The sequence below is a fragment of the Fluviispira vulneris genome (assembly GCF_014281055.1).
GTDB classification, from domain to species: Bacteria; Bdellovibrionota_B; Oligoflexia; order Silvanigrellales; family Silvanigrellaceae; genus Silvanigrella; species Silvanigrella vulneris.
Window position 1 is genome coordinate 119,631 of record NZ_JACRSE010000003.1, and the last position, 14,895, is coordinate 134,525.

At 32.6% G+C, this 14,895-nt stretch carries 12 protein-coding genes; 7 read left to right on the plus strand and 5 right to left on the minus strand.

What is annotated here, in order from left to right:
* Positions 1–71 precede the first annotated feature (71 nt).
* Positions 72–1,616 carry a hypothetical protein gene (locus H7355_RS07335; RefSeq protein WP_186646190.1) on the minus strand — a complete coding sequence of 515 codons (1,545 nt, stop codon included), beginning with the start codon at positions 1,614–1,616 and terminating at the stop codon, positions 72–74.
* 16 nt (positions 1,617–1,632) lie between these two features.
* Positions 1,633–1,869: a NifU family protein gene (locus H7355_RS07340; RefSeq protein WP_130612485.1), complete on the minus strand. Its 237-nt coding sequence runs from the start codon at positions 1,867–1,869 to the stop codon at positions 1,633–1,635.
* Positions 1,870–2,083: 214 nt separating this feature from the next.
* On the opposite strand from H7355_RS07340, the gene H7355_RS07345 reads away from it, so the two are divergent.
* Both H7355_RS07345 and tgt read left to right on the plus strand, forming a co-directional pair.
* Complete coding sequence (locus H7355_RS07345; protein WP_186646191.1) at positions 2,084–3,208, plus strand: M14 family zinc carboxypeptidase; 1,125 nt, start codon at positions 2,084–2,086, stop codon at positions 3,206–3,208.
* Positions 3,209–3,336: 128 nt separating this feature from the next.
* Positions 3,337–4,446 carry a tRNA guanosine(34) transglycosylase Tgt gene (gene tgt / locus H7355_RS07350; protein WP_186646193.1) on the plus strand — a complete coding sequence of 370 codons (1,110 nt, stop codon included), beginning with the start codon at positions 3,337–3,339 and terminating at the stop codon, positions 4,444–4,446.
* A gap of 65 nt (positions 4,447–4,511) precedes the next feature.
* Here the strand turns inward: tgt and H7355_RS07355 are convergent, their stop codons facing one another.
* Positions 4,512–5,015 carry a CarD family transcriptional regulator gene (locus H7355_RS07355; RefSeq protein WP_130612494.1) on the minus strand — a complete coding sequence of 168 codons (504 nt, stop codon included), beginning with the start codon at positions 5,013–5,015 and terminating at the stop codon, positions 4,512–4,514.
* A 564-nt stretch (positions 5,016–5,579) separates the two neighbouring features.
* Here H7355_RS07355 and H7355_RS07360 point away from each other — a divergent pair.
* The 4 genes from H7355_RS07360 to H7355_RS07375 all read left to right on the plus strand — a co-directional run bounded on the left by H7355_RS07360 (position 5,580) and on the right by H7355_RS07375 (position 11,486).
* Positions 5,580–7,187, plus strand: a complete 1,608-nt coding sequence (locus tag H7355_RS07360) for an HD domain-containing protein (protein WP_186646194.1) — start codon at positions 5,580–5,582, stop codon at positions 7,185–7,187.
* 21 nt (positions 7,188–7,208) lie between these two features.
* Positions 7,209–9,356: a thioredoxin domain-containing protein gene (locus H7355_RS07365; RefSeq protein ID WP_186646196.1), complete on the plus strand. Its 2,148-nt coding sequence runs from the start codon at positions 7,209–7,211 to the stop codon at positions 9,354–9,356.
* 13 nt (positions 9,357–9,369) lie between these two features.
* Positions 9,370–10,215, plus strand: a complete 846-nt coding sequence (locus H7355_RS07370; RefSeq protein ID WP_186646199.1) for a pyruvate, water dikinase regulatory protein — start codon at positions 9,370–9,372, stop codon at positions 10,213–10,215.
* 713 nt (positions 10,216–10,928) lie between these two features.
* Entirely contained in the window at positions 10,929–11,486 is a 558-nt protein-coding gene (locus H7355_RS07375) for a hypothetical protein (RefSeq protein ID WP_186646201.1), read from the plus strand.
* Positions 11,487–11,718: 232 nt separating this feature from the next.
* Here the strand turns inward: H7355_RS07375 and H7355_RS07380 are convergent, their stop codons facing one another.
* On the minus strand, positions 11,719–12,060 hold the full coding sequence (locus H7355_RS07380) for a tRNA-binding protein (RefSeq protein ID WP_186646203.1): 342 nt from the start codon (positions 12,058–12,060) through the stop codon (positions 11,719–11,721).
* A 36-nt stretch (positions 12,061–12,096) separates the two neighbouring features.
* Complete coding sequence (locus tag H7355_RS07385) at positions 12,097–13,320, minus strand: MFS transporter (RefSeq protein ID WP_186646205.1); 1,224 nt, start codon at positions 13,318–13,320, stop codon at positions 12,097–12,099.
* Positions 13,321–13,706: 386 nt separating this feature from the next.
* On the opposite strand from H7355_RS07385, the gene H7355_RS07390 reads away from it, so the two are divergent.
* A complete protein-coding gene (locus H7355_RS07390) occupies positions 13,707–14,843 on the plus strand; it encodes a radical SAM/SPASM domain-containing protein (protein ID WP_186646206.1) in 1,137 nt (378 codons plus the stop codon).
* Positions 14,844–14,895 lie beyond the last annotated feature (52 nt).

The following is a 14,895-nucleotide window of genomic DNA, read 5'->3' on the forward strand; positions in this document are numbered from 1 at the left end:
AAAATAGCTCTGGTGTCAATAGAAAACAGAGAAAATAAGAAAATCATTTTGCTTTCGTCTCAAGTTGGAAGCTACTTCTCCCCAATAGACTCTTTCATTATAAAGTCCTGTAAAATATGCAACCATATACGGGGACGAGGATTACCTTCATGTGAATCCCGAATAATTTCCTTTAAAATACGAATCAAAAAACAAAAATTGAATAAATCTTGAGAAGTTTCTGAACTCTTAGGTTTTAACTGAGAAGAACCTATATTTTCATCTAAACTATTATTATAAAACTTAAAAAAAGTAGATTCTATTTCTTTTAATGTTGGCAAATATTTCTCTGGCATGACTACTTCGGAAATTTTAACAGAATTAAAATTATCCATTTTTATATTCATATTGTCTTCAATATCTGTTAATGATGCATAATATTTCCGTTCAGTAAAATACCAAGCAAATCTGAGGCTCACGATTATTGAAGCTATATCTTTTAAACACGGTTGTTTTAGTCTGCGATAAGTAGGATCATCAAAATGATCTGATTCATAATCAAGTAATATAAGGCCATCTTTACCAATTAAAATCTGACCAAGATGCACATTACCATGATTTCTTATTCGCAAACCAAGGTCATCTGCATGTTTAATTTTTTCAATTATTCTTTCAACAAAGCTAGGAAGTAAATAAAATACCCCCGAATAAATAGGATATATCTCTTGCATTTCTAAAACTTTTTTCATTCTTTCATGCAACTTTTCAATTAAGATATCAAGCCATCTTGTCTTAGTCTCTTCTGTATTTTGTTCTGGTGCTAAATCTGTACCCCGTGGGGCAATAACCATTGCCTTATGAAAGTCTCCTAAAACACGCCCAAGCGATTCGATTATATTTAAAACTTGGTTCCAAGCTTCTTCAGAGGACCGCTCCTTTAATTTTTTTGGGAAACGAGCTTTATGCAATAAAGAAACGATCTGTGGGAATAAAGTACCATTATTTTGAATATATTTAACGCCTATAGCTATATGTGACTTTTTAATATTATGGGAATTATATTCAAATACACTTATTAGTTTAGCAAAATTTAAAAATATATTTTGACTGCTTAAATAACTTAACAGCTCAACTTCAATTGATTGAGGATGCTCTTTTTCAATAGTTCTAAATATTTTATAAGCTATTTGAAAATCCAAACGCACACAGGTATTTTTCGCATCACTCCAAATCCCTATAGCAATAAAGCTTGGCTCTCCCGTGCTTTTTTTGTGAAAAAAAGTACCTTTTTTTGCCGTTGGTAAAGGATTCTTTTGCTTCTGTGACAAGCGCCATGATTCATAAAAATGTCCATCTGCAGAAGCATCTCTTAAGCTCCACGGAGAAATCGTAATCAGATCTCCGTCCTCACTGTATCTCGCTAACCGAAATGGTAAAACATATAAGTCAGAAATTCCTTCGAATTCAATTATAAGAAAACCAGCAGCCCCTTGTGCACTGGTCTCAAATAAACACAGATCGAATACTTTGCCTTTAGGTTCTTTTAATTGTTTAAATGGAAAATTACTCTGTTCTAACCAAGTTTGGTGCGAAATAGCCTCTACAAGTTTCTCAATAATTTCAATAAAGGCATTCATATTTATTTTTCTTAAGTTAGTCTGTTACGATAACATCTTCTAAATCAGGGAATTCTTCTAATATATAATTAGAAATTGACTCAGATGTATAAGCTTGTATAGAGCAACTCCCACAAGATCCTGAGAGCTCCAAAGTTAAAATATTATTATCAAGGCTAATAATATTAACCTCTCCACCATGTGCAGCCACACCTGGTGATATTTTTTCATCTATAAAACTTTTTACATTATTATACTGAACTGAGTTTTTCATACAAATTGACTACCTTTTTTAAAGTCTAACAACAAGCTGAGAATGCTTATTATAGGAGCCGCCTAACTTACTAAGAAAGTTAACCCTTAAAATATTAGCATAGTTTGGTTCATGACGGAAGACTTGCACTGAAAAGTATATCGTGTTGCAATAAATTTAGCCGATATTTTCTATGATGTAATCTAAATATTTATAAATTTTTGTGAGGAAATTCATGGCTATTGCTCCAAATTCGAGCAAATTCAAATTCAAACCATTAATACTATTCATTAATTTTCTCATAAGCCAAAATATTTTTGCCTCATATTTTCCTCTAGAATTTGAAGAGGTTAACCCTTTACCGTTTAGTTTGAATAGTTTCCCCACAGCTCTCTACAATCTCAGCGGCTTACCTATCAATGCTTTACAGGTTTTGAATGACTCATATCGTTTAAGAATGCAAAAACAAATCTCTGATTTATGTCAAAGAGTTGATTACACTTACAAAAAACTTGATTGGGGTAAAAGCCCCTGCTTTTCCTTACCTTTAACCTATAATTATGTGAGTGAAAATGGAAAACCGTTAGTATACTGGGAGTTTGCAGATAATTCATCTGGTTTTGATGAAAGCCAAAGACGCAATGTCACTCTCATTTTAGGAGGAGTGCATCCAGATGAACTCACACCAGTTCATCTGGCATTCCAATTTGCAGAAGCCTTAAATAAAAATCCTAACCTATATAAAGATTCAAGAGTTATCATTGCACCACTTGTGAATCCAGACGGATTTTTTGCAAATCCCCCTAAAAGAACGAATGCTAATGGAGTTGATTTAAATAGAAATTTCCCAACAACCACTTGGAGTAAATACGCTTATCAAATATGGTATAACTCAAAAGATCGGGATAAGAGAAAGTTTCCTGGAAGATTTCCGAACTCTGAGCAAGGAACACGCTTTCAAGCAGACTTAATAAACAAATTTCAGCCAAATAAAGTTATATCTATTCATGCTCCCCTTGCATTTCTCGACTTAGATTACGAAATACCTAAACTTCTAACAATTGGACCACAAACTGAGCAACAGAAAAAGGCTCGCAATTTAACAGAGCTTCTATCTAGAAGTGCTGGCAATTATAAAATAAAAGACTTTGGAATTTATCCAGGTAGTTTAGGTAACTATGCAGGTAATGAAAGAGTAATTCCAACCATAACTTTAGAATTGAGTAGCAGCAATCCTAAACTTGTGAAGAAATTTTGGCGGGATTTTTCTCCTGGAATTTTTAAAGCACTTAAATATGAATTTAAAAAACATCAATTAGATGATCTTCAAGCCTCTGCTCTCTGGAAAACCCTGAATTGAGAGCAATATCTTAATCTTCTCCAACTAAAACTTGAAATTTTTTACCTACTTGTTAAATAAAACAAGCTATCGTCATTTGATTGTTTATAGCATTTAAAAATTCAAATCACATACTGGATCTAAGACTCATGCCTCTAAAATTCGATTACATTGCCAAAGATCCCCACTCAGAAGCAAGACGCGGACGAGTCCACACAGCTCATGGAACCATCGAAACCCCCGTTTTTATGTCAGTAGGAACTTTCGGAGCGGTGAGAACCCTTGATCACACTGAAGTCGAAGAGATAGGCGTGCAAATAATTTTAGGGAACACATACCATTTGTATCTGCGTCCAGGGCCAGAAATTTTAAAAGATGTTGGCGGTTACCATAAACTCATTGGCTGGAATAAACCCATTTTAACAGACAGCGGTGGATTCCAAATTTTCTCCCTGCCACACCAAAGGGTTATTGGTGAAAAAGGAGTTACATTTAAAAGTTATATTGACCAAAGTTATAAGCGTCTCACACCGGAAAGTGACATTGCCTTTCAAGAAACTATTGGGTCAGATATCATGATGGTTCTTGATGTTTGCGTTCCCTCCACTAGTCCATACGAAGTTTGCGTCGATGCCATGCAAAGAACTCATCGCTGGGCTAAACGCTGTAAACTTGCAAAAACAAAAGATGAGAATTCACTATTTGGTATTGTCCAAGGAGCAATTCACGAGAATCTCCGTAAAGAAAGCGCAGAGACATTAGTCGATCTTGATTTTGATGGTTATGCAGTTGGAGGATTAGCTGTTGGGGAAACAGATGAAGAACGGGAACATTTCACCAAATTCACGGCTCGTCTTTTACCGACTCACAAACCTCGTTACCTTATGGGAGTTGGTACCCCACACGATCTCGTTCGCAGTGTACGAGCAGGTATCGATATGTTCGACTGTATCATACCAACAAACCATGCTCGCCAAGGGGTTGCTTATACATTCTCTGGTAAAGTAAAAATGCGAAGAGTTTTCCATGCGCGTGATCAAAATCCAATTGATCCTTCTTGCGCTTGTTACGTTTGTAAACGATTTACCAGAGCTTATTTACATCAATTAACAAAATGCGAAGAACCCACAGGCTGGAAGCTAATTGCTTATCATAATACCTGGTTTTACGAACGCCTTATGGAGAAAATCCGTGAAACGATTGTAGCTGGAACATTTTCAAAATTTGCTAAAGACTTTCTGTCTCAAGTAGAAGAATAGACACTTCGTAAATTTTTAACAAAAAAAAGCCCCTCGAGAAGAGGGGCTTTTTTTTAAAAGCAAGCTTAAATCGCAAAAAGGATATGATTTAATTCATGTTCTATCACACTTTTTTCTTCGCCGCGGGCAACAGAAATTTCAGACACGAGCATATTACGAGCTCGTTCAAGCATTTTCTTTTCGCCAAAAGAAAGCTCTTTGTCAGAGCTAAGAGAGGAAAGATCTCTTAAAACCTCTGCAATTTCAACGAGATCGCCTGTGTTAAGCTTATCGTTTAAAGCTCTAAAACGACGATTCCAAGTTGCAGTCGATTTTTTAGAAGGAGATTGCAAGATTTGAAAAACTTTTTCCACATCTGGAAGAGAAATTACGGAACGAAGTCCTACAGTCTTTGCAGCACGTGTGGGAACCATGACTTTTGCACCAGTAGAATGGATTTTTAAGACGTAAAAATCCTGCTGAGCCCCACCAATACTGCATTCTTCAATGTTTTCTATTGTTCCAACACCATGGCAAGGATAAACAGCTTTTTGACCAACAGTAAAATCATAGAATTTTTCAGCATTCATGCAGCAAGACCTCCAGAAAAAAGATAAAACCCGTTGAAACTTGGCAGAGTAATTCAAGCAAAACAACGAGTTACACTTATGTTTTTAAATAAAAAATGTAATACTATCTAAATTTAATAACTTTATTCTTATGCAAACAGATTTCATTGATGAAAAAACCAAGGAGCCCCCAAAGTACCCAAAAATTATTGAATACAAAAATTTTCAAATCAATTTCAAAAAGTTATCTTCATATAACTGTAGTGAAAAACTTGAAGTTAAGATTTGACACTTTCAAAAAAACCTAATAATGAGTCGCCTAGAGAGAATGTAAGTAAAAAACTCTGATACGAATGTGAAACCAGGGTTCAACCAACATTTCTCAACGCATATAAACTTTGTGTGTCGGACGCCCCTAAACTTCATGCATCAAAAACGAGACTTAAATGAGTCTGCTTTCGTAAGTCAAAGCATCAGCAACAATACCCTAGACAAACAGTCTTTGTCAATTTATTTTGCATAGAATTTGCGCAGCTATTTAACATTTATACATTTTTTGTTACGTAGTTTATAAAAGGAGAAAAAATGGGACTTATTTCAGGTTGGAAGGGGTATTCTGTAGTTGATAAAAACACATCTAGCCTCACATTTATCGGAAAAATTCGTGATTCTCTGCATGATACCATTCCATTTACAGAAGCCGAAAAAATAATCATAGATCTACCAGAATTTCAAAGACTTAGACGCATAAACCAAACCGCTTTCACTCAATATGCATTTCCTGGCGCATCGCACTCTCGCTTTGAGCATTCTTTAGGAGTTATGCATGTGGCAGGCCTTGTTCTCAACTCAATAATCGCAAATCAACGTAGATTGCTTTCTGCTCTCGATTCTGCATATCAAGCAACTCCAAAACACATTTGTGAAAGCTTGTGGGAGAGTGAAAAAACCAATGGCTCCCTCAGCTCAACCGATAAGGCTCTGAATTTCCTAGAAAAAAGTGTGTATCTTTCTCAATGCTTGCGCTTTGCTGCCCTTCTTCATGATTGTGGTCATGCGCCTTTCAGTCATTCTGGTGAACGCTTTATGGTCACTTGGAAGAATTTTGAAAATAATATAGATTCTTTGAAACTCCCTGATTGGCTGGCTAAGTCACTACATAAAAAGATCCATAAGTTAAAAAAACAAAACGCAAATTTCTTAGAATTAAATATTCGCCACGAAGTGTATACTCTTCTTATTATTGCCAAAATATTCAATTTTGACCACGAATTTCTTTCAGAAAAAATGGGGCAAGACATCTGTGCTGTATTAGACCTCTCCGTAGAACCCCATCCAGAAAATGACCTTGCAAAAAGTGGCTTAAGAAATCTCTTACATGAAATAGTCAGTGGTGAAGTCGATGCAGATAGAATGGACTATCTTTTACGCGACTCAAGAGAATGTGGCATAGTCTATGGCTTTTTTGATTTAGGGCGTATTTTAGACTCAGTTGGATTCTACTTAAATACAAAAACATCTCAATATCACTTAGCTATGCGCCGAAGCGGCGTGTCGGCCTTTGAAGATTATTTACGAGCACGCTGGAGTATGTATCAACAGGTCTATTTCCACAAAACAGTCACTGCTTGTGAAGCAATGCTTCAACATATTAATAGACAATTACCTAGCTTTACTTTACCTACACAAATTGATGAATATTTAAAATTAGATGATCATACTTTTATCCCCTATTTAAAAGAAAAATTTGCTGATAAAATCACCGATTATCTTAGCAATATTTTAAACGATCTCGTGTACAATCGAAAACTTTGGAAGAGAGTTTATGAAGAATTTATTCCTAAAACTTCCTACAGATCAACCCCATCTCTTTGTCCAGCTATCGTTGGATTTTTAAAAGAAATTTGGTGTCCTTCAGAAATAATTGAAAATAGCACAAATTTAACTCGATTTTCACCCAAAGGACGAGAAGAATCCTCGAAAAATAATTTTAAAATTATAATAAAAGATGTCCACTCTCTACGCTTTTTGGAGCCAGTAGAGAATCATAGCACTCTTATTAATCGTATTGATGAAGAAGTTGTCATTAGGAGAATATATATTTCTCGCTTTAATGAGAGTATAGAAAAAATACATTCTGATGAAATCCAAAAGAGAATATCAGATAAAATAATCAACCCTGATGAAAATTAACAAAGAAGTAGGTTACTATAAATGTCTGAAAATAAATTGAATAAAGAAACAAGTTCTTATCTTCTTCAACATAAAAATAATCCTGTCAATTGGTATCCCTGGCGCAAAGATGCATTTGAACATGCGCAAAAAGAAGATAAACCTATTTTTTTATCAATAGGATATTCAAGTTGCCATTGGTGTCATGTCATGGCGCATGAAAGCTTTGATGATAAAGAAACAGCTGATTTCTTAAATGAAAACTTTATTAATATAAAAGTGGATCGCGAAGAACGGCCAGATATAGACGAAATATATATGGAAGCTGTACAGCTTATGACAAAACATGGAGGCTGGCCCTTAAGTGTATTTCTAACTCCAGATCTCAAGCCATTTTATGGAGGAACATACTTCCCTCTAGAAGCACAATATGGCCAACCCTCATTTAAAGATGTTCTATCTGCTATTGCAAAATTTTATGATGAAAATAAGAAAGATATTAATGAACGAAGTAGTAAAATTTTAGAATATTTAAAAGAAACATCTCAATCAACAAGTTTAGTCACGCTTGAAAAAAAATTAAACGACAATTCTTTAACAACAGAAAAAATAATTGAAAATCTGCAAAATACTTATAATAGACTGATCGATTTATTGGAACTTGATTCAGATAAAATCAATGGAGGGTTTGGTAGAGCTCCTAAGTTTCCTCAGCCAGCAAAATTATCAGCCCTTCTTTTCTCTAAAAATAAGACAAATGTTGCACATGCTATTTTTACATTAAATAAGATTCGGTGTGGTGGGATAATTGATCAAATTGGTGGAGGAATTGCTCGTTATAGTGTTGATACTCAATGGCTTGTGCCACATTTTGAGAAAATGCTCTATGATAATGCTCAAATTATATCACTTTTTTCTGCAGCACATTGTATCTTAAAAAATGAAAACCAAGAATTAGCTTCTGAGCTTAAAGAAACAGCACTAAACATTTATTCTTATTTAGAACGAGATCTAAAAAATAATTCTTGTAATTTATATTTTAGCGCTGAAGATGCTGATAGCGATGGTGAAGAAGGGTTATTTTATACATTTTTTCATGATGACTTTTCAGACGTTTTTAATAATAATTTTGAATTAAAAGAATTTGCTCAGAGTTATTTTAATATTACATTAAATGGTAACTTTGATGGTACAAATATACTAACAATACCTGAAGATGTTAACAAATTTTGCAAAAAAAACAATATATCGATGAGTGAGTTTAATACTTATAAGCAGCAAGCGAAAGAATTACTTTTTAAAGAGCGTGGAAAACGTATTCGTCCAGAACTTGACACCAAATGTCTTCTCAGTTGGAACAGTTTAGCTGTTACAGGATTATTACATTCTGCTTTATATTTAAATAATACAGATATGTTCGAATCCGCGCTAAATAAACTAGTTAATATTTTAAATATTTTCAAAGTAAACAATGAATATAAACATGTTTATAACGGAATTTCAGCAAACATAAATGCATTTTCAGACGACTTAGGATATTTGCTTGAAGCTTGCACAGAAACACTTCTTGTAACAGGATGTCATTCACTTTTAAAAGAAATTTTAAATATAGTTAAAGAAATTCATAAAAATTTTGTTGATCCAATTGAAGGTATTTTATACTATTCTGCAAAACAGGAAGATCATGTTAATAGACCAACAAAACCTGAAGATAATGTCATCCACAGTGCACATTCAGCAATATTTGGAAGTATTTCTAGAATAATAGCATGGCTTGGCGCTACTGGAAAATATGAATCAATCACTCAAAGTGAACATAAAATGCTTGAGTCACTTGCACTTATTTCACTTTCAAATACCGTTTCTTTATCTGAAAATGTTCCTATTGCCTGCGCTCAGATGCTACAAAAAGTAAAATGGTTTGAACATAAAAATGTTATTATTTTAAATGAATCGAACAATAAATTAGCGACTCTCGAACATTTTAATCAAATTTATTCACATATTTTTTCTATTGATTCAAAATATTTTGTTATAGGAAATTCCTGCAACGACAAATACAGTTTGGAAAATTTAACCAAATACTGTAATGATTTATTTGCACAAAATATTGAAATAAGTTATTCATATTGTAATAAAAATGGCTGCCAATTGCCAACCCAAAAATTATCTGAAATTACGGTTATATAAGAGGTTTTCTACTATGCTTAAGCAAACAGACACAAGCGTGCCAAATATATTTACTGTGTCAGATGGCACTGGTGAAACAGCAATCAGTATTGTTAGAGCTGTCCGCGTCCAATTCGATCACGCAGATATTCATATCGAACGCTTTAATAAAATCCGTCGCAGAGAAATGCTTGAAGAAATTCTTTTAAATGCACGAAATAAAAAAGCAACGGTTGTAGCAACACTGGTGGATCCAGAACTTAGAATATTTTTAATTTCTCGCTCTATGCAGCTTGGAGTTAAAGTTGTCGATGTTTTATTCCCTTTAATGGAAACAGTTTCAGAGCAACTGGGAAGAAGACCGAGCGCCATTCCAGGTCTGCTTCGCCAATTAGATGAAGGATACTTTAAGAGAATCAGTGCAATTGAGTACACTGTGCGACACGATGATGGTATAATATCGAGCGATCTCTCAGAAGCAGATATAGTTCTAATTGGTGTATCACGCACCTCAAAAACACCACTTTCAATGTATCTCGGCCATAAAGGATATAAGGTTGCAAATATACCTCTTGTTCCAGGTATTGAGCCCCCAAAAGAACTAGAAAATATAGATCAAAATAAAATTATAGCTCTCATAATCGATCCCACACGGCTCGCGGAAATTCGCGCAGCGAGAATAGAAGCACTTGGAACTGACGAAATAGGCGATTATGCGGATATAGAAAAAATCTTCGAAGAGTTAGAGTGGAGTCGTAAAATTTTCAAACGCAATAAACGCTGGCCGGTTCTCGATGTTACTGGAAAAGCCCTGGAAGAAAATTCAGTAGAAATAGAAAAAATAATCCTCAGTCGTTTTCCTGAGTTGATGGATGAATAAGAAGGCATAGAAATTTATTTTAAAAGATCAGTAACTCATAGGTTTAAAAAAATTGACTCTTCCCAAGCTGTTACATTATCCATTGCACAATTTATAATTATTTCTGTTTATTTAAACCATAGTTGGTAATTTTGACCAGTCTGTTTGTTTCTCTTGCAAAAACAGTTGGCGCACTGGCGCAAGTTGATTTTGTAAAATGACTCTCCTAAAAAAATGAAACTGATTGATTAAATTAACTTATCTCTTTTTATAAGAATTTATCAGAAGAAAATAAAAAAAATTTAAGTTTCAAAATTTGAACTAACAAAAGTTCAAGAAGAAAATAAAGATTTATAAAATCAATTTATTAAGCATTAACTAGTCATGCTCATTCTATTTAAAAACGATATTAGAATTATGTGTTGGATTCGATCTCAATAAATTAAAATGCATATGATTGAATTTAAAATGAAAATATTTTGAACCCGACCTTTCACGATAGGAAACTCGTGATAAGACATAAATATACATATATTTAAATTTATTAGATAAATAAATATTATTTTCAAAATCATATTTTTTTAGTATAAGTTTTTTAAATATTTTTTTGCTTTTATTAAAGACATAAAAATATTTATAATAATTTTTTGATTTTATTCTCTTTTTGTTACATGCGCATATGACAAAGCTGCAGGAAGGCAAATGTCATTACTTAATTCTACGAGGAGAAATTTATGCTTGCTTCAATACAGCGACAAAAAAGAATATTGGGTAGGATCATGAGTGGAAAATCCCTCCCTCAGTTTCTTTATCGATGGGATCAAAGACCACCATCCGTTATTTGTAGAGAAGGATTTAAACCTTGGAACGAAGATGGAACCATTAAGCTTATCGAACATGTCACAGGGTGCTATTCCAGCAATAAGATTCAGGATGCAAAATCACCTCCAAAAGGAGTTAAACATGACAGTCAATGGGTCTCCACTGGATCTTATGGTATGGTTAAAACCATTGATCCTCTTTTTGCTCAACAAATTTTAGATTCAAACCTTTACAAAATTGATACGAATATCGCTGTTAGATCAGGTCCGTTTTATGACGTTAATGACCATTTCGATAAAGCCGGAATAAACCGCCCGTACCCTAAACAAAGAGAGTGGGCAAAATTAGGAAGCATTTCAATCTCTGCAGTCATTGCTTATATGACTGGTGAAGATTTCATTATTCAGTATTGCTTCTCCTCTGGCGCACCAAATGAGGGAGTCCTAAAAAACTGGAAGACACTAAGGTGATCCAATCCCTATGAAGCATACGTATTTATTTTGTAATTTTCTTCATACTTCTTAATTGATGAAATTGGACAATTTCAATTAAAAAATCCTTTAATATATTTCATGATTTTAAATTTCAAATCTATTTATACAATTTGGATTTTGTTTTTTAGTTATATCTTATTTACTTTCTTATTTATATATAATGACGTTATTTACCAATTTATATTCATATAAATGAGTTTAGATTCTCTTATAAAACCTGACTCCCAGGAATAGCTGAAGAATGAGGCTCGATCAAAAGAGTTCCTTTAATTTCACAAACGGTTGCTAAGACCAGTACTTCAGATTTGACTCCAGCAACTTTTTTGGGAAGAAAATTCATAACGGCAATAATTTTTTTATTTATTAATTCTTGCTGAGTATAATTCTGTTTGATTTGTGCTGAGCTTATTTTATATCCAATATTTTCACCAAAAAATATTTTAAGGATATAAGCAGGCTTTAAAGCTTTTTCATTCAGGGCAACTTCAACAATTGTGCCACAACGCAATTCAATCTTCTCAAAATCTTTCCATTCAATAAATTGTATCATTCATAACGCCTTTATAATATTTTATATAATAATTATTTATATTCTCTTAATCATTGTTGCACGAGATAATTCATTCGTTTTATCATATTCTTCAAATATTAAATAAGCAATAGCTACAAAAACGTTTATTATAAAACAAGAAATCCATAGAGTTGTGCTTCCAAAATTTCCTAAAATAAATGAACCAAAAATAGGAGAAATAAACTGAGGAATAGTGAATGTCATTTGACAAGTGCCTTGATAAACTCCTTTTAGCTCAATGGGTGCAATTTTAGCTGCAATTGAGAGAACTATACCTGCAGAAATTATTTCCCCTAAACTCCAAAAAGCAACGGAAACCAAATAATATAAAAAAGTCCCTGTAAATGCATTCATTCCAAATCCAATTCCAATTAATATGGCCGAAAGCGCTAAAACATATTTAGGCCTAAAATTTCGGATATAAGGACCAAGAAGAGGTTGTAAAAAAATTATTAAGAGACCATTTACAGAAAGAAGATAACCATATTCTGTTGTAGATATCCCCCGTTTAGTTAAATCAATTGCCCATGAAACATATAACTGGGTAAATACAATATTTCCGATAGTAGTAATCATAAATAATTTAAAAAATATAGGGTCAAAAAAAGGTTTAGATAAAAGAGAAATCTTTCGGGCTACTTTTTGAGTTTTAATTTCTTTAATAAATATCCAAATTACTAACGCATATATAAATGAAGAAAAAGCATTTATAGCACTTAATAGAAAAAAACCTTTGGATAGTATATAACCTGCAAGAGCAGCACCTACTGTCCCTGCTAAATTAAATGACCAATGGTAAAGGCGATATGCTCTTAAAAAATCATTATTTGGCACAATATCTGATATAAGCGATGAAGCTGCTGGTCTATACATATTACCCAGAAATCCTAAAAGAAAAACGACGGTTAATATTGATATTTTACTCTTAACTAAAGCTAAAATTAGCAATAATATTGAATTAAAAAGTAAAGACCAAACAAGAATTTTTTTTCTTCCATATAAGTCTGATAAAAGCCCACCTAAAGGCCCTGCAAGAAAACTTCCAACTCCCAAAATCGAAACAATTACTCCTATAAATTCAACAGTAAACTGATTCGTATTTGTTAAATTAACGGCCAAGAACATAACTACGAAAGAACCTAATCTATTAATGAAATGGCCTACTAATAATATATATAAACTTCGAGGGAGCCCAGCAAATTCTCTCAAACTAAACCCTTTCATGTTTTTTAATTTCAATATATTTGAAATTGAATAAGCAATTATAACGAGAATAATTTAAAAATAAACTTAAATGCACTTCTTATTTCTGCTTGTCAAATTTAAAAGTACTTTTTTAATTTTATTGAGAATAGTTGTTTATTGAATTTATTTAAAAATAATAAATACATGTTTTAAGTGTTTTTTCCTCATGTTTTCAATTATAAATAATTTTAATTTTCAAAAATAAATACTTTCTCTTATATTGAACATAAATATTAGATTACCAAAAAAACATAAAGATTTTTCCTTTTAATATTACTTATAAAACAATTATTGACAAAATTTTTAAAACAATTTATCTACCTATTAATTTTATTTTTTATTATAAGAATTTCTTTATTTTTCAAAGGAAGGATTAAATTATGAAACATATTCAAGAAGCAAAAAATCAGATTGAAATGCTTTGGGCCAAAGGTACTAATTACTCATCAGATGTTGTACAAAATGCAAAAAAATCAAATAGACTTCTTCACTTAGATATGGATTTAACAGGAGAATGTAAATTAAAATGTTTTTATTGTGATAGAACACCAGATCGCTTTAATAACATACCAAATAGAATTGAATTAACAACTGATGAAAGAATAAATCTAATCAATCAAGCAAAAGAGCTTGGAGCAGAAACTGTTGAATTTCCTGGGGCAGGGGAACCCATGATCGATCCTGGATTTTGGTCAATAATTGAACATATTAAAAGTATAGATATGACTTCGGTTGTGTTTACAAGTGGATATCATATAGATGATAAAAACATAGATAGATTGTATGAAAATAATGCCACTATTTTCTTAAAATATAATCACAGAAATCATGATGTGCAAGATCGAATGGTTCGGGTTAAAGGTTATGGAAAAAAATCAGAAAACGCTCTTCATTTATTAATTGAAAGAGGTTTTAATCGAACTATACCAACGCGTATGGCAATAGATATGGTAGTCACACCTAGCTACATAGATATTGAAGAAGTAAGCGATATTTTTCGCTGGTGTCGCGATAATAATATCCATAGTTATATTTCAACTTTAATTCCAGAAGGTTTAGCAGATACAAAGAGTAAAATATTAGAGAGAGAAAAAAGTAGCCATTTGTTGAAAACACTCGCAGAAATTGATCGGAAAGAATATGGATTAGAATATAAGATTTCTTTTCCTTTAGCGGGTGGTTATCGATGCAGACAAGTAAATGTTGGGTTATTTGTTAATCTATTTGGTGAAGTTTATGATTGTAATGGTTTAGGAAGATTCTTAGGACATATTAAAAAGAACTCTTTGAGTGAAATTTGGAATTCCAAGTTTGCAAAAAAAGTAAGAGAACCGAATCAAAATGGTTTTTGTGTTTTAAGAGAACGAGTTTGGGATGGTGTTGAGTCAAAAGGAATTGAAAGAAAACTTGAAGAATATTATAATTTTAAATTAAAGTATGGTTCCGATGAAATATTGGAAAAAGGATTAGATTTTACAGGGCATCTTGGCGGGATAAATACTTTTAAAAACCATTAATTTCTAAAAAATATTTAAGAATTTATTAGAAGTAAAGAAAAGGATTTATGAA

What these genes read in the sequence shown, in the direction of transcription:
- H7355_RS07335 (WP_186646190.1), bottom strand. Translation starts at nt 1,616, where the DNA reads ATGAATGCCTTTATTGAAATTATTGAGAAACTTGTAGAGGCTATTTCG.
- H7355_RS07340 (WP_130612485.1), bottom strand. Translation starts at nt 1,869, where the DNA reads ATGAAAAACTCAGTTCAGTATAATAATGTAAAAAGTTTTATAGATGAA.
- H7355_RS07345 (WP_186646191.1), top strand. Translation starts at nt 2,084, where the DNA reads ATGGCTATTGCTCCAAATTCGAGCAAATTCAAATTCAAACCATTAATA.
- tgt (WP_186646193.1), top strand. Translation starts at nt 3,337, where the DNA reads ATGCCTCTAAAATTCGATTACATTGCCAAAGATCCCCACTCAGAAGCA.
- H7355_RS07355 (WP_130612494.1), bottom strand. Translation starts at nt 5,015, where the DNA reads ATGAATGCTGAAAAATTCTATGATTTTACTGTTGGTCAAAAAGCTGTT.
- H7355_RS07360 (WP_186646194.1), top strand. Translation starts at nt 5,580, where the DNA reads ATGGGACTTATTTCAGGTTGGAAGGGGTATTCTGTAGTTGATAAAAAC.
- H7355_RS07365 (WP_186646196.1), top strand. Translation starts at nt 7,209, where the DNA reads ATGTCTGAAAATAAATTGAATAAAGAAACAAGTTCTTATCTTCTTCAA.
- H7355_RS07370 (WP_186646199.1), top strand. Translation starts at nt 9,370, where the DNA reads ATGCTTAAGCAAACAGACACAAGCGTGCCAAATATATTTACTGTGTCA.
- H7355_RS07375 (WP_186646201.1), top strand. Translation starts at nt 10,929, where the DNA reads ATGCTTGCTTCAATACAGCGACAAAAAAGAATATTGGGTAGGATCATG.
- H7355_RS07380 (WP_186646203.1), bottom strand. Translation starts at nt 12,060, where the DNA reads ATGATACAATTTATTGAATGGAAAGATTTTGAGAAGATTGAATTGCGT.
- H7355_RS07390 (WP_186646206.1), top strand. Translation starts at nt 13,707, where the DNA reads ATGAAACATATTCAAGAAGCAAAAAATCAGATTGAAATGCTTTGGGCC.